The sequence below is a fragment of the Burkholderia pulmonis genome, assembly GCF_984667975.1.
Window position 1 is genome coordinate 233,582 of the sequence record NZ_OZ480188.1, and the last position, 25,312, is coordinate 258,893.

The 25,312-nt window shown below is 66.1% G+C and carries 24 protein-coding genes; 13 read left to right on the forward strand and 11 right to left on the reverse strand.

Annotation, left to right across the window (positions count from 1 at the left end):
* Nucleotides 1–59 precede the first annotated feature (59 nt).
* The 3 genes from AC5LXK_RS32965 to AC5LXK_RS32975 all read left to right on the forward strand — a co-directional run bounded on the left by AC5LXK_RS32965 (nucleotide 60) and on the right by AC5LXK_RS32975 (nucleotide 2,871).
* A complete protein-coding gene (locus tag AC5LXK_RS32965) occupies nucleotides 60–977 on the forward strand; it encodes an acetoacetate decarboxylase family protein (protein ID WP_493394809.1) in 918 nt (305 codons plus the stop codon).
* 43 nt (nucleotides 978–1,020) lie between these two features.
* Nucleotides 1,021–2,265 (forward strand): saccharopine dehydrogenase family protein, encoded by a 1,245-nt coding sequence (locus tag AC5LXK_RS32970; protein ID WP_493394810.1) that lies wholly within the window; start codon nucleotides 1,021–1,023, stop codon nucleotides 2,263–2,265.
* A 126-nt stretch (nucleotides 2,266–2,391) separates the two neighbouring features.
* The gene (locus AC5LXK_RS32975) at nucleotides 2,392–2,871 is read left to right on the forward strand and encodes a MerR family transcriptional regulator (RefSeq protein WP_493394811.1); all 480 of its coding nucleotides are present in this window, start codon (nucleotides 2,392–2,394) and stop codon (nucleotides 2,869–2,871) included.
* 20 nt (nucleotides 2,872–2,891) lie between these two features.
* Here the strand turns inward: AC5LXK_RS32975 and AC5LXK_RS32980 are convergent, their stop codons facing one another.
* Together AC5LXK_RS32980 and AC5LXK_RS32985 are read right to left on the reverse strand one after the other, a co-directional pair.
* The gene (locus tag AC5LXK_RS32980; RefSeq protein WP_493394812.1) at nucleotides 2,892–3,575 is read right to left on the reverse strand and encodes a type 1 glutamine amidotransferase domain-containing protein; all 684 of its coding nucleotides are present in this window, start codon (nucleotides 3,573–3,575) and stop codon (nucleotides 2,892–2,894) included.
* Nucleotides 3,576–3,709: 134 nt separating this feature from the next.
* Nucleotides 3,710–4,363 carry a TetR/AcrR family transcriptional regulator gene (locus tag AC5LXK_RS32985; RefSeq protein WP_493394813.1) on the reverse strand — a complete coding sequence of 218 codons (654 nt, stop codon included), beginning with the start codon at nucleotides 4,361–4,363 and terminating at the stop codon, nucleotides 3,710–3,712.
* A gap of 99 nt (nucleotides 4,364–4,462) precedes the next feature.
* Here AC5LXK_RS32985 and AC5LXK_RS32990 point away from each other — a divergent pair, with 99 nt between their 5' ends.
* A complete protein-coding gene (locus AC5LXK_RS32990; RefSeq protein WP_493394814.1) occupies nucleotides 4,463–5,938 on the forward strand; it encodes a coniferyl aldehyde dehydrogenase in 1,476 nt (491 codons plus the stop codon).
* Between the two features lie 31 nt (nucleotides 5,939–5,969).
* On the opposite strand, the gene AC5LXK_RS32995 is transcribed toward AC5LXK_RS32990, so the two are convergent.
* Complete coding sequence (locus AC5LXK_RS32995; protein WP_493394815.1) at nucleotides 5,970–6,848, reverse strand: LysR substrate-binding domain-containing protein; 879 nt, start codon at nucleotides 6,846–6,848, stop codon at nucleotides 5,970–5,972.
* A gap of 132 nt (nucleotides 6,849–6,980) precedes the next feature.
* On the opposite strand from AC5LXK_RS32995, the gene AC5LXK_RS33000 reads away from it, so the two are divergent.
* Nucleotides 6,981–7,613: an FMN-dependent NADH-azoreductase gene (locus AC5LXK_RS33000; protein WP_493394816.1), complete on the forward strand. Its 633-nt coding sequence runs from the start codon at nucleotides 6,981–6,983 to the stop codon at nucleotides 7,611–7,613.
* A gap of 49 nt (nucleotides 7,614–7,662) precedes the next feature.
* On the opposite strand, the gene AC5LXK_RS33005 is transcribed toward AC5LXK_RS33000, so the two are convergent.
* A complete protein-coding gene (locus AC5LXK_RS33005; protein ID WP_493394817.1) occupies nucleotides 7,663–8,280 on the reverse strand; it encodes a LysE family translocator in 618 nt (205 codons plus the stop codon).
* A 67-nt stretch (nucleotides 8,281–8,347) separates the two neighbouring features.
* On the opposite strand from AC5LXK_RS33005, the gene AC5LXK_RS33010 reads away from it, so the two are divergent.
* On the forward strand, nucleotides 8,348–9,271 hold the full coding sequence (locus AC5LXK_RS33010) for a LysR family transcriptional regulator (RefSeq protein WP_493394818.1): 924 nt from the start codon (nucleotides 8,348–8,350) through the stop codon (nucleotides 9,269–9,271).
* Nucleotides 9,272–9,298: 27 nt separating this feature from the next.
* Nucleotides 9,299–9,496 carry a TetR/AcrR family transcriptional regulator C-terminal ligand-binding domain-containing protein gene (locus AC5LXK_RS33015; protein ID WP_493394819.1) on the forward strand — a complete coding sequence of 66 codons (198 nt, stop codon included), beginning with the start codon at nucleotides 9,299–9,301 and terminating at the stop codon, nucleotides 9,494–9,496.
* A gap of 266 nt (nucleotides 9,497–9,762) precedes the next feature.
* Here the strand turns inward: AC5LXK_RS33015 and AC5LXK_RS33020 are convergent, their stop codons facing one another.
* Together AC5LXK_RS33020 and AC5LXK_RS33025 are read right to left on the reverse strand one after the other, a co-directional pair.
* A complete protein-coding gene (locus AC5LXK_RS33020; protein ID WP_493394820.1) occupies nucleotides 9,763–13,575 on the reverse strand; it encodes a M48 family metallopeptidase in 3,813 nt (1,270 codons plus the stop codon).
* Nucleotides 13,576–13,653: 78 nt separating this feature from the next.
* On the reverse strand, nucleotides 13,654–14,337 hold the full coding sequence (locus AC5LXK_RS33025) for a hypothetical protein (protein ID WP_493395118.1): 684 nt from the start codon (nucleotides 14,335–14,337) through the stop codon (nucleotides 13,654–13,656).
* Here AC5LXK_RS33025 and AC5LXK_RS33030 point away from each other — a divergent pair.
* Nucleotides 14,285–15,499 carry an MFS transporter gene (locus AC5LXK_RS33030; RefSeq protein WP_493394821.1) on the forward strand — a complete coding sequence of 405 codons (1,215 nt, stop codon included), beginning with the start codon at nucleotides 14,285–14,287 and terminating at the stop codon, nucleotides 15,497–15,499. The two genes, AC5LXK_RS33025 and AC5LXK_RS33030, sit on opposite strands and share 53 nt — an antisense overlap.
* A 656-nt stretch (nucleotides 15,500–16,155) precedes the next feature.
* On the forward strand, nucleotides 16,156–16,488 hold the full coding sequence (locus tag AC5LXK_RS33035; RefSeq protein WP_493394822.1) for a cupin domain-containing protein: 333 nt from the start codon (nucleotides 16,156–16,158) through the stop codon (nucleotides 16,486–16,488).
* Nucleotides 16,489–16,656: 168 nt separating this feature from the next.
* Here AC5LXK_RS33035 and AC5LXK_RS33040 read toward each other — a convergent pair whose 3' ends face one another.
* A complete protein-coding gene (locus AC5LXK_RS33040; RefSeq protein WP_493394823.1) occupies nucleotides 16,657–16,956 on the reverse strand; it encodes an H-NS histone family protein in 300 nt (99 codons plus the stop codon).
* Between the two features lie 226 nt (nucleotides 16,957–17,182).
* Between AC5LXK_RS33040 and AC5LXK_RS33045 the strand changes: the two genes are divergently transcribed.
* Nucleotides 17,183–17,671: a RidA family protein gene (locus AC5LXK_RS33045; RefSeq protein ID WP_493395084.1), complete on the forward strand. Its 489-nt coding sequence runs from the start codon at nucleotides 17,183–17,185 to the stop codon at nucleotides 17,669–17,671.
* A 28-nt stretch (nucleotides 17,672–17,699) separates the two neighbouring features.
* On the opposite strand, the gene AC5LXK_RS33050 is transcribed toward AC5LXK_RS33045, so the two are convergent.
* A complete protein-coding gene (locus AC5LXK_RS33050; RefSeq protein ID WP_493395085.1) occupies nucleotides 17,700–18,980 on the reverse strand; it encodes an MFS transporter in 1,281 nt (426 codons plus the stop codon).
* A 387-nt stretch (nucleotides 18,981–19,367) separates the two neighbouring features.
* Nucleotides 19,368–20,267, reverse strand: a complete 900-nt coding sequence (locus tag AC5LXK_RS33055; protein ID WP_493394824.1) for a LysR family transcriptional regulator — start codon at nucleotides 20,265–20,267, stop codon at nucleotides 19,368–19,370.
* A 119-nt stretch (nucleotides 20,268–20,386) separates the two neighbouring features.
* Between AC5LXK_RS33055 and AC5LXK_RS33060 the strand changes: the two genes are divergently transcribed.
* From AC5LXK_RS33060 to AC5LXK_RS33070, 3 genes are all read left to right on the forward strand, one after another.
* On the forward strand, nucleotides 20,387–21,511 hold the full coding sequence (locus AC5LXK_RS33060; RefSeq protein WP_493394825.1) for a mandelate racemase/muconate lactonizing enzyme family protein: 1,125 nt from the start codon (nucleotides 20,387–20,389) through the stop codon (nucleotides 21,509–21,511).
* Between the two features lie 89 nt (nucleotides 21,512–21,600).
* The gene (locus tag AC5LXK_RS33065; RefSeq protein WP_493394826.1) at nucleotides 21,601–22,386 is read left to right on the forward strand and encodes an SDR family oxidoreductase; all 786 of its coding nucleotides are present in this window, start codon (nucleotides 21,601–21,603) and stop codon (nucleotides 22,384–22,386) included.
* Nucleotides 22,387–22,437: 51 nt separating this feature from the next.
* Nucleotides 22,438–23,151: a ribonuclease activity regulator RraA gene (locus AC5LXK_RS33070; protein WP_493394827.1), complete on the forward strand. Its 714-nt coding sequence runs from the start codon at nucleotides 22,438–22,440 to the stop codon at nucleotides 23,149–23,151.
* A 70-nt stretch (nucleotides 23,152–23,221) separates the two neighbouring features.
* Here the strand turns inward: AC5LXK_RS33070 and AC5LXK_RS33075 are convergent, their stop codons facing one another.
* Complete coding sequence (locus AC5LXK_RS33075) at nucleotides 23,222–24,214, reverse strand: AraC family transcriptional regulator (protein WP_493394828.1); 993 nt, start codon at nucleotides 24,212–24,214, stop codon at nucleotides 23,222–23,224.
* Entirely contained in the window at nucleotides 24,211–25,269 is a 1,059-nt protein-coding gene (locus AC5LXK_RS33080; RefSeq protein WP_493394829.1) for an NAD-dependent epimerase/dehydratase family protein, read from the reverse strand. Before AC5LXK_RS33080 ends, AC5LXK_RS33075 begins: the two co-directional genes overlap by 4 nt.
* Between the last annotated feature and the right edge of the window lie 43 nt (nucleotides 25,270–25,312).

The following is a 25,312-nucleotide window of genomic DNA, read 5'->3' on the forward strand; positions in this document are numbered from 1 at the left end:
GAATCAGCAGGCTTCGGGTGTTGCCTGCCACGGTCAACCATCGACGAGAGGCAACGAACATGGACAGGCGCTTTACACAGGTCGAATTCGGGCCGCATACGGTCGACGTGCCCGAAGGCGGGTACTACGACCGGTTCCGGATGAATCCGGACCTGGACGAAGTGGCACGCGATCCCGCCGCGGGGAACATCGATTTTTTCCGACGGATTCCGAAGCGTCAGGTGGCGTCGCGGGTCGGCCCGACCTGGGCGCCGAACTTCTACTACCGTTCCAGCAGCATTCAGCTGCTGTTCCTCGCGCCGCTCGAGCGCCTGCGCAGCACGCTGCCGGCGCCGCTCGAGCCGCTGCGGGCGCTGCCCGGGTACGGGCTCGTCGCACTGACGTTCTTTTCGTATTCGGTCTGCGACAACGATCCGTATGACGAAGTATCCGTCGCGGTGGTGATCCGCCGGCCGGGCGCGAAAGGCTCGCATGCGCGCGAGCTGATCGATTCGATGCGGCGCCGGAGTTTCGTCGCGCACGTGCTCGCGTTGCCGGTCACGACGGAAATCGCGCGGGTGCGCGGCGTACACGGTTATCAGCTGCCGAAGTGGCTTGCCGATATCGACGTGAACATCGGCGCCACCGCCCGCGCGAGCATTGCGGGCCCGGGCGGGCAGCCGGACCTGAGCCTGAGCGTGCCGCTGCCGGCGCTGACCCGCGTACCGTCGCAATCGCACATGAGTACGGCGACGATGGTCAACCGCATCGACGGCGAATGGCACCAGTCGTCGGTGCAGACCAACCTGCTGTCGTTCGCGCAGCGCCTGTTGCCGCGCAACGTCGAACTGGTGCGGCACGGCGGGCCGCTGAGCCAGTTGCTCGACGGGCTCGGCGCGTCCACCATCATGCGTCTCGACGTGGTCAAGGATGCCCAGCTGGTCCTGAACCTGCCGACGCCTTTGAAGGCCTTCGATGAACCCGGAAAGCCACGCTAACGATACGGATGCGCGCGACGCGCGCGCGCCGAAGGAGCCGTCCATGCCCCGACCGACCTACGATCTCGTCGTATTTGGCGCCACCAGTTTTGTCGGGCAGATCCTGGCCCGCTACCTGTCCGACTATCTGTCCGGCACCGGCGAGACGCTGCGCTGGGCAATCGCCGGCCGGTCCGCGGCGAAGCTCGGGCGGGTCAGGGATGCACTGGGTCCGGCCGGGCAGACGGTGCCGATCATCGTCGCCGACGCGGCCGACGAAGCGCAGCTTCGGGCGCTGTGCGCGCAAACGCGGGTGGTCGTGTCCACGGTCGGCCCCTACGCGCTTTACGGCGAGCCGCTGGTCCGGGTCTGTGCGCAAACCGGCACCGATTACTGCGACCTCACCGGCGAGACGCAATGGATCAAGCGGATGATCGACAAGTACGAGCCCGCGGCCCGGCAATCGGGCGCACGCATCGTGCATTGCTGCGGCTTCGATTCGGTGCCGTCGGACATGGGCGTGTTCTTCCTGCAGCAGCAGGCACGGCAGCAGTGGGGTGTGCCGGCCGCACACGTGAAGATGCGGGTCCGGACGCTGAAGGGCGGTGCGTCGGGCGGCACCGTGGCCAGCGTGATCAACGTCGTGCGGGAGGCGGCGGCCGACCCGGCGTTGCGCAGGGAATTGCTCGATCCGTATTCGCTGTGCCCGAAAGGGCACGGGTTCACGGCGCGGCAGCATGCGGTCCGATCCGCCGAATTCGATCGCGACTGCGACGCGTGGATCGCGCCGTTCGTGATGGCGGCGATCAACGAGCGTGTCGTGCACCGCTCCAATGCGCTGGCGGGCAATGCGTACGGCAGCGGCTTCACCTATGACGAAGCCGTGATGACGGGTACCGGCCTCAAGGGCCGCCTGACCGCGCTGACGATGGTGGCGGGGCTCGGCGCGTTCATGGTGGGTGTCCTGATCAAGCCGGTGCGCGGCCTGATGGAGCGCTTCCTGCTGCCGAAGCCCGGCGAGGGGCCGAGCGTCGAGGCCCAGCAGGCTGGCCGCTACGACTTGCGCTTCTTCGGCCGCACCGACGACGGGCGGACCTTGCGCGTGAAAGTCACGGGCGATCGCGATCCGGGCTATGGCTCCACCGGCAAGATGCTCGGGCAGGCCGCGATCAGTCTCGCGCTCGATTGCAGCAGCGACGGCGTCAAGACCGGGCGCGGCGGCGGTTTCTGGACGCCCGCGACGATGTTCGATCCGCGCTACATCGAGCGCCTGGTTCGCCATGCGGGGTTGCGCTTCGAGGTGGTCTGAGCGCAAACCCTGTCGGCCATGCCGAAGGAAAGGACCAGGACAGGATGACGAATCAACGTGAGGAGACGCCTTAACGTCACGGCGGGTCAGAGGGTCGGCTGCAATCCGGCCGGGGAGTATCGGAACATGAAGATCGGGGAGCTGGCTGAACGCACGGGCCTTACCCCTTCGCGCATCCGTTTCTACGAGCGCATCGGCTTGTTGACGCTCGTCGCGCGCGAAGCGAACGGCTATCGCACGTATCCGCCGGAAGCGGTGACGGTGCTCGATCTGATCACTGCGGCGCAGAAGGCGGATTTCAGCCTGGACGAGATTCGCACGCTGATTCCGCCCGACTTCGCCCAATGCCGATGGGAGGCGTTGCGCGATGCACTGTGCCGCAAGGTGCAGGACATCGAGGTGCTGGAGGCGCGGCTCGCGCACAGCAAGGCGCACATCGTCGCGCTGATCGCCGGGATCGGTACGAAACCGGATACGGTCGATTGCCCGACCAATGCGAATCGGCTGCTGTCGCGAATTCCGTCCGGGGAGGCGGCAAGCCCGGGTGACGCTGCAAGTACGGATGCGGATGCTGAGCTGCCTCCGCGTTCCACGGCTGCCCGTTAGACGGCCGCCGGCCCATCGCGTTACAGCAGCGCGACGACCTGTTCGGCCGTTGCCTTCGCCGATTGAGGATTCTGGCCGGTCACGAGGCGGCCGTCGACGACGACGTTCGACGTGAACGGCAGCAGCGCCTTCTCGTAGCGCGCGCCACGCTGCTGCATCTGCTGCTCGACGTTGTAGGGCACTTTCTTCGCGACGCCGGCGAGGATTTCCTCCAGCCACGAATAGCCGGTGATCCGGCGTCCGGCGACCAGCAGCGAGCCGTCCGACAGCGTCGTGTTCAGCAGCCCGCAGTAGCCGTGACAGACCGACGACACGACGCCGCCGCGCTCGTAGATCGCGCGTGTGAGCCGCTGCAGCCCCGCATCGTCCGGGTAGTCCCACATGACCGCATGGCCGCCGGTGAAGTAGATCGCATCGAAGTCGGCCGGATCGATCTCGTCCGGGCGCGCGGTGTTCGCGAGCAGCGCCTCGTTGGCCTTGTCGGCGCGCCATGCCTTCGACGCGGCATCGGCGTGCGGCCATTTGAGCGAGCGCGGCTCCAGCGGCGACACGCCGCCTTTCGGGCTCACGAGTTGCTGCCCATAGCCTTGCGCTGCGAAGATCTCGTGCGCATGCGTCAGCTCGGACAGCCACAGGCCGGTCGGTTGCGACGGATCCGCGTAGTGGGCGACATTGCTGACGACGTGAAGGATGCGCTTGCTCATGATGCGGTTTCCTTGTGATCGGCCAGGGGCGGACGTCCTGGATCTGCCGCCGGATTGTCGGATGGCAGTACCCATACCCACACGGCCTCGATACGCTGCCTGGGAAAACCATAACCTTTAAGTGAAGTTAAAGGTCAAGCCTTTTTCGCCTTTGCCGCCCGTGCGCGCTGCTCGGGCAGCACGAGCCCGTCGAGCAATGTCGTCAGCGCGTCCTCGATCGCGTGATCGCCGACCTTCTCGCGCACCAGCCGCCCGTCGATCGCAAGCATCGTCAGGCCGTGGAGATGCGCCCAGCACGCGGTTGCCTGGCCGAGCGCCGAGCGCGGGCGGATCGTGCCGGCGCGCTGCCCGTGCTCGAGGATCTCGACGACCAGCAGGAACGGCGCCTGCACGCGCGGATCGAGGTGGATATCCGACGGCTCCCCGGCATCCGCGGCAAACATCAGCCGATACAGATCCGGGTTGCGTTGCCCGAACGCGAGATGGGCATAGGCGAGCGCGAGCAGCACGTCCGGTGCACCCGCCGCGGGATCGACGGACGCGGCGAGATCGTCGCGCAGCCGATCGAAGCCGATCAGCGCGAGCTCGTGCAGCAACGCGGCCTTGTCCGGGAAATGCCGGTACGGCGCGGAGTGGCTGACGTTCGCGCGCCGCGCGATTTCGCGCAACGTGAACTGCCAGCCTTGCTGTTCCTGCAGCGTGTCGAGTGCCGTGTCGATGATCGCGCGACGCAGATCTCCGTGGTGATAAGCCTTTTGCCCGGCGTCCGCATCTGCCTCTGGCGGCATCGTGTTGCTCCCATGTTGACAAGGAACACATTGTGGTCCTATGATCCCTCGCATGCAAGTTGACAGTGTCTACATCAACGCAACCTCGTGAGGTACACCATGGCCGTTTCCGCAGAATCCAGCTCGAGCTTCGATCCGGCGGCGTTGCTGGCCCGCCAGCGCAGCGCATTCGTTACCGAGGGGCCGCCGAGCCTGCAGCAGCGCAAGGCGCGGCTCGCGCGGTTGCGTGCCGTGGTGCTGGCCCATCGTCGTGACGTGGAGGAGGCGGTCAGCGCCGATTTCGGGCATCGCTCGCACCACGAGACCGCGATCATGGAGCTGGTCGGCGTGATCCAGGCGATCGACTACCTGACGCGCAACCTGCGGCGCTTCATGAAGCCGCAGCGCCGGCACGTCGGCCTGTTCTATCGCGCCGGGCAGGCGCACGTGGAATACCAGCCGCTGGGCGTGATCGGCGTGATGGCGCCGTGGAATTACCCGTTCGCACTGACGTTCATTCCGCTCGCGACCGCGCTGGCCGCCGGCAACCGCGCGATGCTCAAGCCGTCGGAGCTGACACCGCGCACGAGCGAGGTGATGCGGCGCATGCTCGCCGACACCTTCCCGAGCGAGGAAGTCGCGGTCGTGCTCGGCGGCCCGGAAGTCGGCGCTGCGTTCAGCGGCCTGCCGTTCGATCATCTGCTGTTTACCGGCAGCACGCAGGTGGGCCGCAAGGTCATGAAGGCGGCGAGCGACAACCTCGTGCCGGTGACGCTCGAACTGGGCGGCAAGAGCCCCGCGATCGTCGCAAGGGGGCATGTCGACGGCCGGACGATGTCGAGCATCGTGTTCGGCAAGCTGTCGAACGGCGGACAGACCTGCGTGGCGCCCGACTATGCGCTCGTACACGAAGACGATCTGGACGCATTCGTCGCGCAATACGATGCGGCCGTCGCGCGCTTCTATCCGAACGGGCCGACCAGCGCGGATTACACGTCGATCGTCAGCGACCGGCATTTCGATCGCCTGAAAGGCCTCGTCGACGAAGCGCGCAGCAAAGGCGCGCGCGTGATCGAGGCGGGCATCCATCCGCAAAGCGCGGCGACCCGCAAGCGCACGCTCGCGCCCACGTTGATCGTCGGCGCAGGCGACGACACGGCGGTCATGCAGGAAGAAATCTTCGGGCCGATCCTGCCGGTGCGCACGTATCGCACGATCGACGAGGTCGTCGATTACGTGAACGCGCGCCCTCGGCCGCTGGCGCTGTATTACTTCGGTGCGCGGGATACCGATTGCGAGACGCTGCTGAAGCGGACCACGTCGGGCAGTGTCGGTATCAACAACACGATCCTGCACGTCGCGCAGGAAGACCTGCCGTTCGGCGGCGTCGGGCCGAGCGGGATGGGCGCGTATCACGGCATCGAGGGATTCCGCGCGATGAGCCACGCGAAGGGCGTGTTCGTGCAGGGGCGCTGGAACCTGCCGAGCCTGTTGCGTGCGCCGTTCGGCAAGCTGGCGGACGTTTCGCTGGCGGCGCTGCTCGGACGGAGCCGGGAGCCGGCCGGCGGGCGCGTCGAATGGAGTGCGAAGCGTTGAGCCGGGCGGGGCACGGCGCGTGCCGCGCTCGCTACGCCCGGCTGCGTGCGCCCGCCCCCGTGCGGGCGGCCGTCTCGTCCAGTATCGTCGCGGCGAATTCGACGGCTGCCGGCATCCGGGCGTCGTGCATCATCACGAATTCCATGTCCGGCAGTTCGGGCAACCCTTCTGACGGGCCCAGTTCGCGGAGCGTGTCGTCGATCGCGCTGCGCGGCAGCGGGGCGATCGCGATGCCGGCCCGTGCGAAGGCCCGGATGCCGGTCACGCTCGGGCTTTCGCAGGCGATCCGGTAGCGCATGCCGGCCAGCGCGAGCGCCTTGACGGCGGCGCCGCGGTACGGGCACGGATCGGGGAAGCACGCGAGCGGCACGTCGCCTTCCGGAAGCGGTTCGTGGCGTGCGAATGCCCAGACGAGCGGTTCCCGCCACAACGTCGCGCCCTGGCCCGCATGCGCGCACCGGCTGCCGATCACGAGATCGAATTCGCCGCCGGCGTGCCGTCGAAACAGGCTGTCGCCGATGTCGGCCACCAGATCCATCCGCAGGCCCCGCCGCGCGGCGCCGTGACGGCGCATCAGCTCGGGCAGCCAGCCTTCCGCAAAATCCTCCGACACGCCGATACGCAGTTTGACGTCGACGACGTGACCCGTTCCGAGTCTTGCCCGCGCTTCCTCGCTCAGGTTGAGCATCGCGCGCGCATAGCCGAGCAGCGTCTCGCCATGCGCGGTGAGCGTGACGCTGCGCGTATTGCGCACGAGCAGCGCCTGGCCGACCTGTTCTTCCAGACGAACGATTTGCGCGCTGACCGCGGACTGGCTCAGGTTCAGGCGATGGCCGGCACCGGTGAAGCTTCGCACGTCGGCGACCGCAACGAACGTATGCAGCAATGCCGTGTCGAGGGGAGCGCTCATTGATCACCAATCCGGGTTAATTCAATCAATTAATATCGTTTCCGGATTATAGGCCGGCCCGATAGGCTGCGAATCGCAGTGGGCGAGCGCGCATCCGGCGCGCCGCCGTCACTCCTGACCAGGACCGGCTCCATGACACGCGTGCTCTATATCGAAGGCTCACCCAACAAGGCGTACTCGGCGTCCATCGAGGTGTGCAATGCATTTCTCGATGCGTATCGGCACGCCCATCCCGATCACGAGATCCGGACGCTCGACATCTGGGATCTGGCGATGCCCGAATTCGACGCCGCTACGCTGGCCGCGAAATATGCCGGGCTGAGCGGCACGGCGCTGACGCCGGAGCAGGCGGCGGCGTGGCAGCAGATCGAGCGGCTCGCGGCGCCGTTCCACGAAGCGGACAAGTTTCTGTTCGGCGTGCCGCTGTGGAATTTCAGCATTCCGTACAAGCTCAAGCACCTGATCGACGCGATCTCTCAGAAGGACGTGCTGTTCACGTTCGACGCATCGGGTTTTGCCGGCAAGCTGGCCGGGAAGAAGGCTGCGGTCGTCTACGCGCGCGGGCTCGGCTATCAGGCGCCGGGGTCGTTTACGCCGGCTGCCGAATTCGACCTGCAGCGCCCGTACATGGAAACGTGGCTCAGGTTCGTGGGCGTGACGGACGTCGCAGGGATCGTCGTCGAACGCACGCTGTTCGGGCCCGACGGCAAGGTCGATCGCAGCCGCGCGATCGACGAAGCCCGGGAGATTGCGCGCACGTTCTGATGCTGCCGCGCCGCACATCCGGTGCGCGGGCGGCGTATGCCGGAGGTTGTCAGCGCCCGCCGCGCGCAATCGCGAGCGCGACGCCGAAGCCGACGAGCAGGCATCCGAACGTGCGATCGATCCAGTGGCGCAGCGACAGCAGACGATCGCGGACCGCCGTGGCCGAGAAGCAGACGGCCACGAGGCTGAACCAGCCGGCATGTGCCGCCGCGATGAAGGCGCCGTAGCCGAGCTGCACGATCAGCGGCGTATCGGGCCGGACGGCCTGCATGAACAGGCTGACGATGAACACCGTGGTCTTGGGGTTCAGCGCATTGGTCAGGAAGCCCGTGCGCAGCGCGGCGAGATCGGACAGCGGGACCACTTTTGCGTCGGGTTGCCCGTCGCCGGCCTTCGCCATGAGCATTTTCGCGCCGAGGTAGATCAGGTAGATCGCGCCGACCAGCTTGACGGTATTGAAGAGCCACGGCGACTGGCGGATCAACAGGCCCACGCCCAGCAGCGTGTAGCTCACGTGAACCGTCACGCCGAGCCCGATACCCAGCGCGGTGAGCACGCCGGCGCGGCGCGACAGCATCAGGCTGTTGCGCGTGACCATCGCGAAGTCCGGGCCCGGGCTGATGACCGCAAGCAGCGTAATGGTGACTACAACTATCAGTTCGGTCATTGCGTTTTCCTTTCGATGGAAGTCTTCGTGTCACAATATTAAGAATCATGTTTCATCGAGAAAAGCGATGATTTCTGACCGGAATGGTGAGATTGACTCACAGTTGATTCGAGCGAACCTGCCGTCGCTGATGGCGTTGCGCTGTTTCGAGGCGGCGGCGCGTCACGAGAATTTCAGTCGCGCGGCCGACGAGCTGTGCCTGACGCATGGCGCGGTCAGCCGTGCGGTGCGTCTGCTCGAAGACGACCTGGGCGTGACGCTGTTCGAGCGGCGCAGTCGTCGTGTGTTCCTGACCGAAGCGGGCCGCAAGCTGGCCCAGGCCGTCCATGACGGTTTGGGCCTGATGCGCCACGCCGCGCACGCGTTGCGCACCGAGGCTGCCCGTGCGCGGCGTTGGGTGCTGTCGTGCGAGCCGACGCTGCTGATGCGCTGGCTGATTCCGCGCTGGCCGGCTTTCCAGGCGCAACATGCGGGCGTCGATATTCATCTTGCTGCTGCGGGCGGCCCGTTTTCGTTTGACCGCGGCATCGACATGGCGATTCGTCGCAACGATTTCGCGTGGCCGGCGGGGTGTCACGCCGAGCCACTGTTTGCCGAACGGATCGGACCGGTTTGCCGGCCGGACAAGGTCGGTGCGTGGTTTGCGGCGCGTCGCGGCGGCCGCACGTTGAAGCACGACGCCGCGCTATTGCATACGCGTACCCGGCCCGACGCGTGGAGCGCGTGGGCGGTGGCGGCCAACCAGCCGGCCGCGAGCGGGCGCGGGCAGACGTTCGACCATTTCTACTTCAGTCTGCAGGCCGCTGTCGCGGGGCTGGGGGTGGCGATCGGCCCGTGGCACCTCGTACGCGACGATATCGAGAGCGGTGTGCTGGTCGCGCCGATGGGGTTCGTCGACGATGGTTCGCATTACTGCCTGTTGACGCCGGCACCGGTGGTGGAGGGCAGCGCGCAGGCGGCGTTGCTGGGGTGGCTGAAGGCGGTGGCGTGACCTCAACCGAACGCGGCAAGGTCGGGCGTGACGGCCGTGGCCCGGCGCGCGCACGCTCGCGGCGAGATCGATCTCGAGCGCGCCCCCGATGCCGTGCTCGCGATGCGGTTCGACCTGGTGCGCCACGATCTGGTCATGCACGCCAAAACACCGACGCGCGCACGCATCCAGTCGATCGTCGATGAACTCTTCCCGCCGCTCGTCCGGCTCCATGCCACGGGCTGAGTCCGATCGGAATCAGCCTGTCGAGGCGGCATCGCCATCGTGAAGCGGGCGACGGCAAGTGCGCCGACGAACGCGCATGCCACGTGCAAACGGAATACCCAGGCGGGCAGCGGCTGCGCCGGTGTCGCGAGCGCCAGATTGAGCGATGCGACAAGGCCGGCGCTTGCCGCGCCGGTTGCGAATGCCAGCAGCCACGATCTGAATCGGAGATTCATCATGAGACTCCGTTTCGATCAGTACGCCCGGTTCCGGCGCTGGAGCGCGATCTAGCCCAAATACGGCCGTTCGACGGCGAACAGTGCCCGTTGCGCAAAGGTGCGCCACGCTTCGGGCGCACGATCCTTCATCACGTAGATGCCGGCGACCAGTGCCTGCGCACGCAACAGCGCGGGCAAGCCGTCGAGTGCGCGCGCGGCTTCCGTCGCGTCGCCATGGCGGGCCAGCGTGAGGAAGCGGTTCAGGCGGGCCGACAGATCGGGAATCTCGTACTGCGTCGCGAGCGTCGACAGGCGTGCCTGGATGGCCGGCGTGCCGGCAGGGGTTCCCATCGCGAGCGCCAGTATCGCCGTGTACTGGTCGATACCGTCGTCCGCCGCGAGGCTCTGCGCCCGTGTGCGCAACGCCGCCGAAGCCCCGGACGACGCGGCCGCCATCCGCAGCACGTGGGCGTGAGCGGGCGTGCCGGCGGAAGCCGCTACGGCATCGTCCAACCGCCCGCCGGCAAGCAGCGCAAGCGGCTGATACGCGCCTGCAGTCGGCGTGTCGCCGGGTTCGTACATCAGCAGTCCGCGCACCGTGGCGGATTGCGCGGCCACCGATGCGGCGCGGGATCGGGCGGCGGCCGGATCGACCACGCGCGCCATGCGCAGCAATTCGACCGCCGCGTACTCGCGCAGCGCGGGGCTGCCGGCCAATACCGTTTCGTAGTCGGTCAGCGCGTCGCGGTAGTGACCCTGGATGTCGGCATTCCAGCCGGCCGCATTGGCGAACCATGCGGAATCGGGCCAGCGCCGGTGTCCGGCATCGAACGCGGCATCCTGAGCGGCGCCCGCCGGCATGCACCGCGTGACGAGGTACGCGAGGTCAGGCTGATCCGGCGCGGTGTCGGCCAGCTTCCGCTGCCGCGCACACACGGCAGCGCGTGACGCGCTGTCCTTGGCCGCGACCTGCTCGAACCGCATGGCCACGACGTCGATCGGGAAGCGCGTACGGCGGGCGGCGAACGCGTCGTCGAAACCCGGAACGGTGCTGGCCAACTGCAGCCAGTCGTTCAGGCGGGCGCTGTCGGGTGCGTCGAAACGAACATGGGACAGCAGCATCGGCGCTGCCGCGGCGTTGTCCTTCAACTGCTCGACGAGTTCGGCGGGCGCCATGTCGTCGCCGCTGTCGAGGACGGTGCGGATCGCACCGCCGCCCTTCGTCTGGATGCTGGCGGGCGGCGCGGCAAATACCACGTCCGTGATGGCCGGCTGCCAGCGCTGCGGCGGCAGCAAACGCGGCGGTTCTGCGCTGGCCGCGCCATAGACGGCCGACCACTGACGCAGCGGTGCGGCGCCTGCAACGGTATAGACGACGTGATGGTCGGCGCGATCGATCGACGCCTGGAACGCATCGATCGCGTCGCCGTCCTGCGTTCGCGCGGTCACGGCGATATCCCGTCCGGCGTGAACGTCGATGCTGGCGTGCGCATCGGGCGCGAGCGTGACCGTTTTGCCGTCGACGGTGGCCACCACCGTTCGCGCCAGCGGGTTGTAGACCGTCACGGTCGATTCGTCGAGCGACCAGCCGAACACCAGTACCGCGCCCACGATGCCGACGGCCACGCCGGCGCGTGCCAGCCCCGGCAGGAACCCGCTGGCCGAGCGGAAGCGCTCCCAGAAGTCGGGGTTTTCGATCCGCTGGAAGCGCTCGGTATCGACGACGAGCGTGGGGTAGGCAGCGGGCGCCGACGGGATGCCGGCCGGTGCATCGGGCAGCGGTTCGCCGCGGGTGGCGGCCGCGATGCTCGCTTCGGCCTGCAGCAACTCGGCGAGCACGACGCGCCCGAGCCGCGACAGGCAACCGGCCGCATGATTGACCCAGCTGTCCGCGACGCGCAGCCAATCGCCGATGTTCTCCCGAACCGGATTGCCGAGGCCCAGTGCGCCCAGCATGGTCGACCAGCTTTCGTGGCCCAGCTCGGCCAGCACGCGCTCGCCAGGATGAACGTCGTCTCTCGCGCCGAACACGTCGACGAGCGCTCGCTGCACGGTTTCCGCGCTGGCCAGCACGACCTTTATCCCGCGCGCGTTGACCGATCCGCTCGCACTCGCGCGTTGCCAGCTGCGGGCGAGGGCGGCTTGCGTATCGCGCAGTTCGGCCTCGGCGTGGTGCGCGTAGTGCAGCACGTGCAGCAGCCCCTTCAGATAAGCCGGCCACTGCGTCGACAACTGGCCGGCATGCGCCTGGTGCAGGCTTCGGACCTGCTTGAGCAGGGTGGTCAGGCGCGCGCGGATTTCGGCGCGCTCCGCCACCACCGAGTCGATCGCCGGCTGCAGTTCGCTGTGCTTGAGGATGCGTCCGCGGTGCCGGATCACGCCGTCGGCGGTGGTGTACACGCCGTCGCGCAGCGAGCGCAGCAGGGCATGTTCGTGGTCCAGCGCGCGCAGCGCCTCCAGATCCTGGCCGATCGACGCCGGATACAGCGTGTCGGGATCGAGCGCGCTGTCGGCCGGCACCGCGGCGTACAGCTCGTCGGCACGGGCGGTGTGGCGCGTAATCGGGAAGCCCAGGTAGATGCCGCGATAGTGCGGTTTGAGTGGTTCGATCGCGAACTGGTCGTCAAGGCGTTGCAACGTGACGTCGGGCTCGACCACGGCAAGTTCGGTCGCGCCGATCAGCTCGCGGGTCATGCATTCGCGCAAGGCCGGTGCGCCTTCGAAGAGCGTCCACGCGCTGCGCGTGTCTTCCGGCGACGCAAGGTAAGTGCGCTTCGCGTTTTCTTCGCGCTCGTGGTTCTGCGGATGGGTGGCCCACATGCGCGGCGGCTGGGCCAGTTCCGCCTTGAAGACGCGGAAGGCCGCGGCATCGGTAACGGGCACCTGCGGCCGCTGGCCATAAGCCGGATCGTTGTAGATCTGCCCAAGCCGGGTGGCGATGGCCTGCTGCACGACAAAGACGTCGCGCGGCGGGCGTTCGGCGCTGGCTTCGCCGCGCACGAACCCCACGGCGCGCTCCCAGGCGTCGTCGGCGACCTGCAACCGGTGCAGCGCGTGGATCAGCGCATCGCTGCCGGTGAGCGACACGGCCACCAGGTCGGCCTGCATTTCCATTTCGCGCGACAGGGCACGCTGAACGATCATCACCAGCCGGAATCCGCTATCGACGATCGAGCGCAGCGCCCATACGATGAGGCTCAGCCCCCAGCCGATCCATGCGACACGAATGTCGAAGTGCGACAGCTGTCGCAGGAAGCCGTCGAGCGCGTCGCGCTTGCCGACGATGTGCGCGGCGATCTGCTGGGTGGTGTACACCCAGCGACCGAGTGCCATCGAGCGCTGCGCGAAATGCCCGAACTCGTGTGCGCAGACCGCCTTGAATTCGCTCAGGTTGAGCATGTTGACCAGCCCCAGGCCGATCTCCAGATTCTTGCGCGAAGGAAATACCAGATTGACGAGCGACAGATCGTAGAACACCGCCGCATTGACGCGCCCGCTCACGAACACCTTGTGCGGGCGCGGCGCGCCGGCATCGTCCGCCACCTGGTCGAGGAATGCGAACAGGCCCGGCTGCTCCGCGCGCTTCAGTTCGATCACGCCTGCATAGTCGCCCTTCTTGATGAAGAACAGCGCCTTGACCAGGAAAACCGTCAGGAACAGGCTGCATGCACAGACCAGGAAGTCGAGCGGGCCGGAATGCGCATTGAGCGCGAGCAGCCGATTGACGCCCGTCCACGCGAACCAGACGGTCAGCGCGAGGTACAGCACGATGAACAGGATCAGCCCGGCCACGGCCAGCCAGGCTTTGCGCTTGTACGACGCGCCGGGTTGCGTAAAACCGGCCGGTACATCCGAAGGGCCTGCGGGATAGTGATTTTCCATGACAGATCGTGTATCTGACGATTGAAAAAACGGTGAAACCGGCGTTAATGAAATTCGTTCTGGACCGGAATGACCGAGTTATTTTGATTTAGTTGTATCCGCCCCGCGTTTGGGACGTTTCCCCGAAATGACAGGCGAGTGTAAACCTACAGGTTCGCTTGATGCGCGACTGTCAATTAAGGTTAACTTCGCCGATGGAACGACCGCCGGAATCGAACGTATTCCCCGTGGATGCGTCCGGCAAAATTTTAAGCATTGTGCCTGATCGAGATGAACGAATTTTTGCAGCGATGTGTTGTTTCGGCGGAGCGGAAACCTGAGCGGCAGGGCAATGGCTGCCTGGAGTCGACGAAAAGATCGGCGGCGCGAACAGCGGGAATAGTCGGGCGGTTTGTCGGAGATGCAGGGGCAGCAAGCGTTGCGGCCATGTCGCGTCGACGATTTGAATCCGGGACCGGGGCGCGAGTTCATGCCCGAATCGGGCAACGCCGTGATCGTCGGCCGGCGATGGCCCTCTGAGTAACTGTGCAGAAACAAATCGGCTTCACTGTACATTTCATTCTCCATTTGCCTGAAACACAATTTCCGCGAGGATGGGGCCAGGGCCTGTGAAAAGGCCGCCGTCCTGCCATAGGGACTAAAAAGCCGATAACCGAAGACTGCTCCGCTCATTGGATCGCGGCGGCGATAAAAACCGGACACCCATTTCATGAACACACCCGCCGGCCAACTGCCGTCATCGCTCGGTGTTGCCACGTTCATTCCGTTTCTCGTCGCGAGCATCGCGCTTGCGGCCGCGTACGGTGCCAGCTTTCTCCTTTCCGAGCATTTGCGTCATTGCGGATTCGATGCGTCGATGACCGGTGCGGTGATCTCGACCGGCATCCTGACCATGATCGTCAGCGCGCTGCTCGCGGGATGGATCGCCCAGCGCATCGGATTGATGTCGACCATCGTTGCCGCGGCTGTCGTGATGGCCGTTTCCATGCTCGCATTCAGCCTGGCGGCGCTCGATTCGAGGTTCGCGTTCGCCGGTGGCCTGTTGCTGGGGATGGGGTGGTCGGCGTTCTACATTCTCGCGCCGCTTCAAATCATTCATCACCTGCGGCCTGACGCGCGGATCAAATACCTGACGTTGCTGTCGGGCGGCCAGATGGTCGGGCTGGGGCTCGCGTCGCCGATCGGTCATTTCGTTGCCAGCCGTTTCGGTTCGTATTCCTTTGTGTATGACGGACTGGCGTGTATCTGCCTGATTGCGGCCGTCGCCTTTTACGCGGTCCGGGAATGGGCAACCCACCCGCAAAACCTGCCGATGGCGGCCACCGGCCTGACGCCGGCGGGGATCGCCGAGATCCTGCGCAACGTGACGCGGCTGCCGATCATCATGATCGCGCTCGCCGCTTGCGTCTTTTCCGCGTTGTCGAATTTCCAGGCGGCCTATGCGGAATCGCGTCACCTGTCGCCGGATCTGTTCTTCGTGACCTTCACGTTGACGACCGTTGCCTGCCGCTTCACGCTGGCACAAACGATCAGCCGGTTGCCCGTTCGAAAGCTCGCCTGCGCGTTGTTCGGTGCGACGCTCGTGGCGCTGGTGCTCTTCGTCTCCAATCCGGGCAGCGGAATCCTGTACGTGATCGGCGCGATCGTCTTTGCAGTCGGCTACGGGCTCAGCTACTCCACGCTGAACGGCATGGCGGTCAATCTGGCCGGCGAAAGGGGATTGTCCGCGGCGGCGAGTTCTCAAGTCTTCACGATCGCCTACTTCACGGGCTTGTTCGGGTTTCCGTACATCGCGGGCGTGCTGGTCGCCCATGGCGGGGTGAACCTGATGATCGACGCGCTCATCGCCGTTGTCGCCATCAACCTGCTGATGCTCACGCACGCCAGCCTGCGCGGGGGCAAGGCGCCGGTCGCGGCGCGCTGATGTACCACGGGTAAGCGGCGCGATAGCCCGTGGAAAAAGGCGCCCGCGCGACGAGTGTCGCAAATGCCGGATCGGCCGCCGTGCCTTTTCGCTGTAATGGCTGTGAGGCATCGTGACCGGTATCGCAGGATGAACGCTATCGGCGGCCATCGACGTAGGTCGCCCGTAAGCATCGCTGCCTCGTGCACGCGATGAAAGCGCCGGCGTGCTTTCTGAAAGAATGGTGGCAAGTTCGCGGAACGGTTTCAGGCGATTCCGGGGGTAGGGCGATCGTCACCGTGCCGGGAATTGGCAGTGCGGTTGTTCCGCGATACGCTCGCCAGCATCAGCTGACACGGAGGCCCGGCCGGTCGGAGGAGACATCCGGGCGGATGCTCGTGGCAGATTGCACCGGCTCGGCACGGCGGAGGCCGGCAGGATGTCGACCGGGCTTTACCGGCATGCGTCGTCATGACACACGCTTCGCTAAACGGATGTCGCGGCGGACTTTATCGTGGCAATGAATGAACGCGGGTGCAGTCTCGGCCATTCTTCATCTTTTTTACACGCCGTCATCGACATACAAACAAAAAAGGCGGCCGTCGAATTGCATCAATCATTTTCCGTCGCCTTTAACTCTGCATTCTTTACCTGAAGACCAACGACGAGGCGAAGCCATGCAACTTCAAACCGGTAATCTATTCGGCGTCGAAGGGCGTCGCGGCGGCGACGAGCGAATCGACATGCTCGTCACGGAGCCGCGCCTGAACGTCGAGCGGATCGTATCGATGGGGCACGTGAGCCCCGACGGGTTCTGGTATGACGATTCGCGCGCCGAATGGGTCGTACTGCTGTCGGGAGCGGCCGTACTCGAATTCGAAGCGGGTTCGACCCGGCTCGAAATGCGCGCCGGAGATTACGTGCTGATCGAGCCGCATTGCCGCCACCGTGTCGCATGGACGCACGACGAGGAGCAAACCGTCTGGCTTGCGATCTATTACGAACGTTGAAGAAAGTATCGACGAACGGCACGATCTGACGACAGGCCGATATATGTCATGGGCTGAATCGGGCAAACCCTCATCAACCGGGAGCGGTCTTCGAATACCGCCGGTATCGATGCCCCTGTCGCCAGACCGCGCGCTGAATGAATCGCGCGGCGGATCACGCCGGGAATCTTATTCCTGGATCAGGAATCGAGTGCGATTCTTTGCGTCCTTGATCCATGCGGGCGCGCGACCACGGCCGGACCAGGTTGCGCCGGACTTCGGATCGCGATACTTCGCCTGCACGGGGGCTGCCGCTTGTTTGGCCGGCCGACCGCGGCGCGTACCGAAAATGTCTTTTTCGGTAATGCCGTATTCCGCGACTTTGGTGCGGATGTCGTTGATGATCGCCTGGAATTCCGCGACGCGCGCTGCTTCGGCTTTCTCCGCCAAAGCATCCATCTGGGCTTTCAGTTCCTTGTAAGTTGCCATATATCGCTCTTCAGGTATGTGTCCATACATGATAGCGGTTTCAGCTGGAAATGATGAAGAAAATCTCTTCGACTACGAACTTCATCGTCGATATGGCGACCCGGACTGCTTCGAACACCTGAAGGTGTATCAATTTGATCGTTTGCGTCCGATCTTCTCTTCCGGGACAAGCATCGGTGTCTCAATTATTCTTAATCTTTTTTCAGAAGGATTGGGGAATTCACCGATGAACAGAGACGACACGCTGAAACAGATTGCAGCCGAATTCGGATTCGATCCGGACGAAACGATCAGGATCGGCGGAAAGTACACGCCCGTTCTGGTCGACGGCAGCACGGCCTACCTTGCCGGCCAGATTCCGCGAATCGGCGAAGTCGTGCATTTCGTCGGCGTCGTGGGCGAATCCGTTTCGCTGGACGACGGCCGGCGTGCTGCCGGCATATCGGCGCTGCGCGCGCTGTCCCTGATCCGCCAGCATTGCGGCACGCTCGATGCAATTGCGACCGTGCCGCGCATGACCGTGTACGTGCGGAGCGCGCCCGGCTTCACGATGCAAAGCGAAGTGGCCGACGGCGCGTCCGACATCCTGTATGCGGTGCTCGGCGACGCCGGCGTTCATACGCGTTCGTCGGTCGGCGTGCTGCAATTGCCCAAAGGTGCGTCGGTCGAAGCCGATTTCATCTTCGGGCTGAATCGAGTCGATGCCGGCCGCTGATGCCGTCGTACGCGCCGCCCGCATGCGTTCAGCGATTGGTCAGGCGTGCGGGGATGAACGTCAGGATCAGCAGCGCCGAGAGCGTCAACGTGCCGGCCGTGAGCACGAGGCCTGACGTCAGCGTGTGCGTCTGGGACTTGAGCCAGCCGATCACGGTAGGGCTGATGAAGCCGGCCAGGTTGCCCGTGCAGTTGATCAACGCGATGCCCGCCGCGGCACCGGTTCCGCCAAGAAATGCGGTGGGCAGCGCCCAGAACATCGGCAGCGTGGTGACGACGCCCGACACCGCGAGCGTCAGGCCGATCATCGACAGCACCGGGCTGCCGCTGCCGGCCGAGCACAGACTGAAGCCCGATGCGGCGACCAGCGCGGGAACGACGGTATGCCAGCGCCGCTCCCGGGTCCGGTCCGCATGGCGGCCGACGACGATCATCGAGACCAGCGCGAACGAATACGGGATCATCGTCAGCAGGCCGATCCTGAGCGGATCGTCGATGCCGGTGCTGCGGATGATCGTCGGCTGCCAGAACCCGATCGCATACGAACCCATCACCACGCCGAACAGGATCAGGCACAGCAGCCAGACGCGCGCCGACCCGAATACGGCGCGCACGGAGCCGTGGGTCCGAACCGCCGCATCGGCGTCGATTTCGCGCTGGATCACGCGTTTCTCGTCGTCGCTCAGCCACCGGGCGTCGGCCACGCGATCGTCGAGACCGAAGTAGACGACGGTTCCGAGGACGATCGACGGCAGCGCCTCGACGATGAACAGCCACTGCCAGCCTTCAAGCCCCCACGCGCCGTCGAGCACGTGCATCAGGTAGCCGGAAAGCGGGCCGCCGAGCAATCCGGATACCGGAATGCCTGCCATCAGCAGCGCCACCATCCTGCCGCGGCGATGCGCGGGAAACCAGTAGGTCAGGTAGAGGATCATGCCGGGGAAGAAACCCGCTTCCGCCACGCCGAGCAGGAAGCGCACGACGTAGAACATCAGCGGCGTCGTGACCCACGCGGTGACCATCGACAGCAGCGCCCAGCTCACCATGATGCGGGCGATCCAGCGCCGTGCACCGACCCGGTGCAGCAGCAGGTTGCTGGGTACTTCGAACAGGAAATAGCCGATGAAGAAGCATCCGGCGCCGAGGCCGTAAGCCGCTTCGCTGAAATGCAGGCTGCCGAGCATCTGAAGCTTGGCGAAGCCGATATTGACGCGATCGAGGTAGGCGGCCACATACGCGAGAAACAGCAGCGGCATGAAGCGCCACGCGATGCGACGGAACAGCAGGTCGGACGGGTCCGTCGCGACCATCGGGGAACTGGACGTCTGGGATTGCAAGATTGTCTCCTGGCTCGCCGCGCGTTGTCGTTTTGAATGTCGTGGCGGGCGACGGGTTGGCATATTACGCGGTCGCGGTATGCAGTTCTAAATGACGACGGGCACGCATGCCCTGCGGCGGTCGAATCGAATCGGGATGGCGAGGGCGGGCGACCGCCTGTTGCGCAGACCGGACGGACTCATGCATGTGTCTCCTTCGATGTTCGTGCGGGCACCGGGCCCGGAGCGGCGCCGCGATGTCGAGATCGGGCTTGCCGGCGTGGACTGAGTATTCCGGTGCGGCAGGTGACGAACAAGCGCGAGTCGTTTGCTTTAGACGTCAATAATTTTTGTGTCCGGGCCGGATGGCGCGCCCGTGTGTCAACCCGCGTGGCCGGGCGAATCGAGGGTTGCGCCGAACTCGGTGACAACCCTGAGCAGTGCGTGCACCAGGCGCATGCGGGCGGACGAGCGCCCCCAGATCAACCCCATCACGCGTTTCGGAAACGGATGAGGCATGGGCCATCTGGCGAGCGACAGGCCGACGGCACGCGTCGTCAGCCAGTCGGGCACGAGCGATACGCCGAGGCCGCGATCGACCAGCACGGAAATCGCGTCGAGGCCGTCGAGCTCGCAGCGCTGGTGCGGCCGGATCCCGTGCTGGCGCAGGTAGGCGTCGGCCAGTTGTCCGCCGACGACGTTGCGGTCGTAGCGCAGGAACGGTTCGGTCTGCAGCACGGCATGCGGGTCGGTCACGGGCATCGAAGCCGGGGTGAGCAGCACCAGCGGCTCCTCCCGGAACGTATGCCAGTCGCAGTTCTTCGGCAGGTCGTGTTGCGGATGGACGATCATCGCCGCGTCGAGCTCGCCGCTGACGACCTTGCGGTACAGGTCGGTCGACTTGCCGGGCTCCAGATAGAAATCGATCTGCGGATGGCGGGCGAGGAGTTGCGCGAGCAGGTCGGGGACCAGGTTCATCATCATCGTCGGCGTGCTGCCGAGGCGCAGCTCCCCGCCGAGCGACGACGGGCCGACCAGGTCCGATTTCAGGTCGCGGATGTCGAGCAGCACCGCGCGGGCCCGCTCCAGGATCCGTTCGCCGGCCTCGGTCGTGCCGACCGTGCGCCCGGAGCGCCGCACCAGCTTCGCTCCCAGTTCCGCCTCGAGCATCTTCACGCGCTGCGCGACCGCGGCCGGCGTCAGGTCGAGGCGGCGAGCGGCTTCCGCGATCGATCCCAGCTCGACCACGTACACGAAGCTTTGCAGGTACCGGGAGTCCATCGATAAAAATTTTATCTTGTGAGAAAGCAGGAGGATACTGTTTCTGATGATTCGACGCCAGCACACTGCTCCCGCAGGCCGCGTACGAGACCGGCCGCGTTTCCATCAGGAGTGTTGTCATGTCGAAGATCGAATCCATTTCCGTTTGTGCGGCGGGCGTCCCGCTCGACCGCGTCACGTCGTTTGCCACGCGCACCGTATCGACCCGTCACTACGGGCTGGTCAAGGTGCGGTCGACCGACGGTGTCGAAGGCATCGGGTTTTGCTATGTCGGCAGTGCGGGCGGCGAACTGTTGCGCGTGGCGGTCGAACAGCTGCTCGCGCCGGTGCTGATCGGCCAGGATTCCTATGCGGTCGAAGGCCTGTGGCAGGCGATGTACCAGGAAGCGCTGCTGCATGGCCGCGCCGGCACCGTCATGCGCGCGATCAGCATCCTGGATACGGCGCTCTGGGATCTCAACGCGCGCACGCATCAGCTGCCGCTGCACAAGTATCTCGGCGCGGTGGAGCTGGACAGCGTGCCGGCCTACGCCAGCGGCGGCTACTACCTCGACGGCAAGACGCCGGGCATGCTGGGCGAGGAGATGGCGAGCTATGTCGAGCTGGGGTTCAAGGCCGTCAAGATGAAGGGCGGGCGCCTCAGCCCCCGCGAAGAGGAGGCTCGGGTTCGCGCGGCGCGCGAAGCGATCGGGCCGGATGTCGAGCTGATGATCGACATCAACAACGGCTGGACCGACACGACCCAGGCGCTGCAGCATCTGCAGCGCATCGAGCAATACGCGCCGTATTTCGTCGAAGAGCCGTTCTCGCCGGACGACATCGACAATCACGCACGCCTTGCGAAGCTGACGCGGGTGCCGATCGCCACGGGCGAGATCGGCTACGGTCGCTGGTACCACAAGGCGTTGCTGGAGAAGGGCGGCGCGGCCATTCTGCAGACCGACGCGGTGGTGTGCGGCGGCATTTCCGAGTGGCGCCGGATTGCCGCGACGGCGGCGAGCCACGGTGTCGTGATGTGCCCGCACTGGTTCCACGATGTCCATGCGCCGCTGGTGGCGGCCACGCCGAACGCGCGCTACGTCGAATTCTTCCATGACGACCAGGTCCTCAACTTCCGGCGCCTGATCGATCGTCAACTGGAACACCGCAACGGCCGCGTGATCCTGCATCGGACGCCGGGCCTCGGGTTCAGCTTCGATGAAGCCGAGGTGGCGAAATACGGGAAATGGAGCGTGGTGGCATAAGCCGCGATGCGATCCAAAACAATTCGGATAACTTAATAAATGTCGGCGCGCGTGATATCTCGCGCGCAGGCAATACAAAGGAAATCGTCATGGATCTTGGTTTGCAACACAGGACGGCCCTCGTGATGGGCGGCGGTGGCGGGATCGGGCGGGCGATCGCGGTTGCGCTCGCGCGCGAAGGCGCCAACGTCGCGCTCGCCGATCTCGACGCCGCCGCGCTCGAACGGTCGGTCGAGGCCGTGCGCGCGGCCGGCGGGCAGGCCGTCGCGCTGCAATGGGACATGAGCGACCTGTCGGTGGTCGACGCACGCATCGGCACGATCGAGGCGCACTTCGGTCCGGTGGACGTTCTCGTGAACAACACCGGCGGGCCGCCGCCGACGCCGGCGGCCGGCCAGTCAAGCGATGCGTGGGAGAAGTACTTCCGCCTGATGGTGCTGCCGGTGCTCGCGGTCACCGATCGCGTGCTGCCCGGCATGCGCGAGAAGCGATGGGGCCGCGTGATGACGAGCGCGTCGTCGGGCGTGGTGTCGCCGATTCCGGAGCTGGGCATTTCCAACGCGCTGCGCCTGTCGCTGGTCGGGTGGTCGAAGACGCTCGCGCGGGAAGTCGCGGCGGACGGCATCACGGTCAACGTGATCGTGCCGGGCCGCATCGCGACCGATCGCATCCGCTTTCTCGACGCGGCGAAAGCGCAGCGGGAAGGGCGGCCGGTCGACGAGGTCTCGGCGCAAAGCACCGCGTCGATTCCCGCCGGCCGTTACGGGCGGCCGGAAGAATACGCCGACGTTGCCGCGTTTCTTGCCAGCACGCGTGCGTCGTACATGACGGGCGGCATCGTGCGTGTCGATGGCGGCCTGATCGCCAGCATCTAACCCTCGCCGCTGCACACGGGTCGTGCAGCGGTGTCATACGGAGATCGATTCATGTCCCTCGATTCGACGATCGTCGACGCCCTTGCGCGCGTGTCGACCGCAACCCTGACGACCATCCTGCTGAAAAAAGGCCTGCGCAACGTGTGGCTGCGCGGCACGCGTCCGTTGCGCCCGGACCAGCCGCGCGCGGTCGGTCGCGCCTTCACGCTGCGCTTCGTGCCGGCGCGCGAGGATCTCGCGACACCGGAATCCTGGTCGTCGCCACGCTCGACCCGCGCGGCAATCGAAGCGATGCCGGCCGGGTGCATTGCCGTCGTGGACGCGACGGGCGTCACGGATGCCGGCATCTTCGGCGACATCCTGTGCGCCCGCATGCGCAAGCGCGGCGTTGCCGCACTGGTCACGGACGGAGTGGTGCGCGACGTGACGGGCGTGCTCGGCACGGGCCTGCCGGTGTGGTGCCGGGGCACGGCCGCGCCGCCGTCCGTGGCCGGCCTGACCTTCGTCGGCTGGCAGGAGCCGGTCGCATGCGGCGGTGTCGCGGTGTTTCCGGACGACGTGATCGTCGTCGATGCGGACGGCGCCGTCGTGATTCCCGCCGCGTTGCTCGGCGACGTCGTCGCGGCCGCGACCGAGCAGGAACGGCTCGAAAACTGGATCATGGCGGAAGTCGAGCGCGGCGCGGCGCTGCCCGGCCTGTATCCGCCGGATGCGGAAAACCGTGCGCGCTACGAAGCCGCGATGAGCGAACGACGTAGCGGATAGGCGACGACGTGCGCGGTCGCCCGGTCGCGAAGGCGCAGCGGACATCCGGTGGAAAACGACGCTGCGTCGATCATTCGCGCGCCATCCGCGAACGGGCCGCTTCGGGCGTCATCCCGGTCCATTCGTTGAACGCGCGGAAGAACGAGTTCGGATCCTGGTAGCCGAGCAGGAACGCGATCTGGCCGCAGGGCAGATCGGACCGATCGAGGTAATGCCAGGCGAGCTTCTCGCGCACTTCCGCGAGCAGGGTCTTGAAGGTTGCGCCTTCGTCGCCGAGCCGCCGTTGCAGCGTGCGCTTGCTGATGGCCAGCGCGTGCGCCACGCCGTCGGCGGTGGCGAGCCCGCCCGGGATCAGTTCGAGCAGCGCCGCGCGCACGCGCTCGACGATGCCGGCCTCGGCCGACAGCGCGTCGAGGCGGCGGCGCAGGTCGGGTTCGAAGATTTGCCACATCGCGTTGTTGGCCGTCACGAACGGACGGCGCGCGTCTTGCAGCGCGATGCTCACGGACGGTGCGTCGCCGTACCGCGGTGTCACGCCGAAGTACCGCGCATAGCCGGGATCGGGCGCGAGGCCCCGCGGCAGCGTGACGGCGCGGGCAGGCAGTTCGGTCCGGGTCGCCAGCCGCGCCAGTTTCACGAAGAAGCCGAGTTCGGCCGCGAGCAGCATGCCGGGTGGCGGCACGTCGCGCTCCAGGAAGTCGACGGCGAGCACGAGCGCGTCGGCCTCGTGCGCGACGCGCAGGCGGATCGGGCCGATCAGCGGCTTGAACTGGCTGATGCGCCGGATGGCGATCTCCAGGTTCGGGCTGCACAACGCGGCGAACAGCGGCGGATCGAAGGTCTCGACCGAGACCAGATCGAGGAGGCGCAGCGCGACGGCCGGCGCGTTCGTCATCGCTTCCATCGCGTGCCACATGCGGAAGTACTCGCGGGTCGTCAGCCCGCCTTCCTGCCGCGTGAACAGATCGGCGGGCAACTGCGCGCGCCGCAGCAGTTCGTCGACACGCAGGCCGAGGTCGACCATCATGACCTGCCAGCCCGGCGAAACCGCGAAGCGGTTCATCGCCGCAACTGCCCGGTTTCGACGAGCTGCTGAAAGAAGTCGTTCATCGACTCGGCGAGCGGGCGATAGCGGATGCCGAGCTCGTTGCGGCTGCGGCTGTTGTCGCCGCGCCAGGGCAGCCCGACGTTGCGTGCGATCATGCGACGCGTCACGCTCTTGTTCGCGAGCGGGCCGACCAGCCACACCAGCCATTTCGGCAGGACGCGACGCGGAACCGGATAGTCGGCGCCATACCGTTCGAGCAGCGTGGCCGCCATCGCCGGCAGGTTCGTATCGTGACCCGACACGATGTAGCGGCCGTTGGCGTCGGGCAGGAACGCGGCGCGAACGTGCGCGTCGGCCACGTCGCGGACGTCGACCGCGCCCATGCCGAGATCCGGCACGCCGGTCTTCATCGTGCCGTTGCCCATCTGCCGCACGATCTCGAAGCTTTCCGACGTTGCGTACGGGTTGATGCCGGGCCCGATCACGAGCGACGGATTGATGGTCACGAGATCCCAGCGCTGCTGTGCGCCGGCGATTTTCCACGCTTCGCGCTCGGCCACGGTCTTCGAGTACGAATAGGGTTGGTGGGTCAGCGACGAGCTGGTGTTCCAGATCGCTTCGGTGAACACGCCGTTCGGCGTCGCGGCGAGATCGGCGTTGTCGCCGTAGATCGCCGCGCAGCTGCTGGTCAGCACGACCCGCCGCACCGACGGCGTGCGGTTTGCCGTCTCGAGCACGTTGCGCGTGCCGAGCAGCGCCGGATCGACGAGTTCCTTCTGCGGATCGCGGACGGCGACCGTGAACGGCGACGCGGTGTGGAACACGGTCCCGCACCCCGCCATCGCGTCCGCGTACGATCCCGGATCGAGCAGGTCGGCCCGGAAATAGCGGATCGTGCCGGGCTTGTCGGCCGCGATGCGCTGGAGATGCTCGAGCTTCTCCGGGCTGTCGGGATCGCGGACGGCCGCGTGGACCGTCACGCCGGCTTCCAGCAGCCGCTGCACGAGCCAGCCTGCAACGTACCCGGTTGCGCCGGTCACCATCACGGGGAGGTCGGTATCGATATTCATGGGCGTGATTCCGTTGCAGAGGGGATTCGCCATCATGCCGCCT

Excerpts from the sequence above, each read along its gene's own strand:
- AC5LXK_RS32965 (WP_493394809.1), top strand. The coding sequence starts at position 60 with ATGGACAGGCGCTTTACACAGGTCGAATTCGGGCCGCATACGGTCGAC.
- AC5LXK_RS32970 (WP_493394810.1), top strand. The coding sequence starts at position 1,021 with ATGCCCCGACCGACCTACGATCTCGTCGTATTTGGCGCCACCAGTTTT.
- AC5LXK_RS32975 (WP_493394811.1), top strand. The coding sequence starts at position 2,392 with ATGAAGATCGGGGAGCTGGCTGAACGCACGGGCCTTACCCCTTCGCGC.
- AC5LXK_RS32980 (WP_493394812.1), bottom strand. The coding sequence starts at position 3,575 with ATGAGCAAGCGCATCCTTCACGTCGTCAGCAATGTCGCCCACTACGCG.
- AC5LXK_RS32985 (WP_493394813.1), bottom strand. The coding sequence starts at position 4,363 with ATGCCGCCAGAGGCAGATGCGGACGCCGGGCAAAAGGCTTATCACCAC.
- AC5LXK_RS32990 (WP_493394814.1), top strand. The coding sequence starts at position 4,463 with ATGGCCGTTTCCGCAGAATCCAGCTCGAGCTTCGATCCGGCGGCGTTG.
- AC5LXK_RS32995 (WP_493394815.1), bottom strand. The coding sequence starts at position 6,848 with ATGAGCGCTCCCCTCGACACGGCATTGCTGCATACGTTCGTTGCGGTC.
- AC5LXK_RS33000 (WP_493394816.1), top strand. The coding sequence starts at position 6,981 with ATGACACGCGTGCTCTATATCGAAGGCTCACCCAACAAGGCGTACTCG.
- AC5LXK_RS33005 (WP_493394817.1), bottom strand. The coding sequence starts at position 8,280 with ATGACCGAACTGATAGTTGTAGTCACCATTACGCTGCTTGCGGTCATC.
- AC5LXK_RS33010 (WP_493394818.1), top strand. The coding sequence starts at position 8,348 with ATGATTTCTGACCGGAATGGTGAGATTGACTCACAGTTGATTCGAGCG.
- AC5LXK_RS33020 (WP_493394820.1), bottom strand. The coding sequence starts at position 13,575 with ATGGAAAATCACTATCCCGCAGGCCCTTCGGATGTACCGGCCGGTTTT.
- AC5LXK_RS33030 (WP_493394821.1), top strand. The coding sequence starts at position 14,285 with ATGAACACACCCGCCGGCCAACTGCCGTCATCGCTCGGTGTTGCCACG.
- AC5LXK_RS33025 (WP_493395118.1), bottom strand. The coding sequence starts at position 14,337 with ATGAACGTGGCAACACCGAGCGATGACGGCAGTTGGCCGGCGGGTGTG.
- AC5LXK_RS33035 (WP_493394822.1), top strand. The coding sequence starts at position 16,156 with ATGCAACTTCAAACCGGTAATCTATTCGGCGTCGAAGGGCGTCGCGGC.
- AC5LXK_RS33040 (WP_493394823.1), bottom strand. The coding sequence starts at position 16,956 with ATGGCAACTTACAAGGAACTGAAAGCCCAGATGGATGCTTTGGCGGAG.
- AC5LXK_RS33045 (WP_493395084.1), top strand. The coding sequence starts at position 17,183 with ATGAACAGAGACGACACGCTGAAACAGATTGCAGCCGAATTCGGATTC.
- AC5LXK_RS33050 (WP_493395085.1), bottom strand. The coding sequence starts at position 18,980 with ATGGTCGCGACGGACCCGTCCGACCTGCTGTTCCGTCGCATCGCGTGG.
- AC5LXK_RS33055 (WP_493394824.1), bottom strand. The coding sequence starts at position 20,267 with ATGGACTCCCGGTACCTGCAAAGCTTCGTGTACGTGGTCGAGCTGGGA.
- AC5LXK_RS33060 (WP_493394825.1), top strand. The coding sequence starts at position 20,387 with ATGTCGAAGATCGAATCCATTTCCGTTTGTGCGGCGGGCGTCCCGCTC.
- AC5LXK_RS33065 (WP_493394826.1), top strand. The coding sequence starts at position 21,601 with ATGGATCTTGGTTTGCAACACAGGACGGCCCTCGTGATGGGCGGCGGT.
- AC5LXK_RS33070 (WP_493394827.1), top strand. The coding sequence starts at position 22,438 with ATGTCCCTCGATTCGACGATCGTCGACGCCCTTGCGCGCGTGTCGACC.
- AC5LXK_RS33075 (WP_493394828.1), bottom strand. The coding sequence starts at position 24,214 with ATGAACCGCTTCGCGGTTTCGCCGGGCTGGCAGGTCATGATGGTCGAC.
- AC5LXK_RS33080 (WP_493394829.1), bottom strand. The coding sequence starts at position 25,269 with ATGAATATCGATACCGACCTCCCCGTGATGGTGACCGGCGCAACCGGG.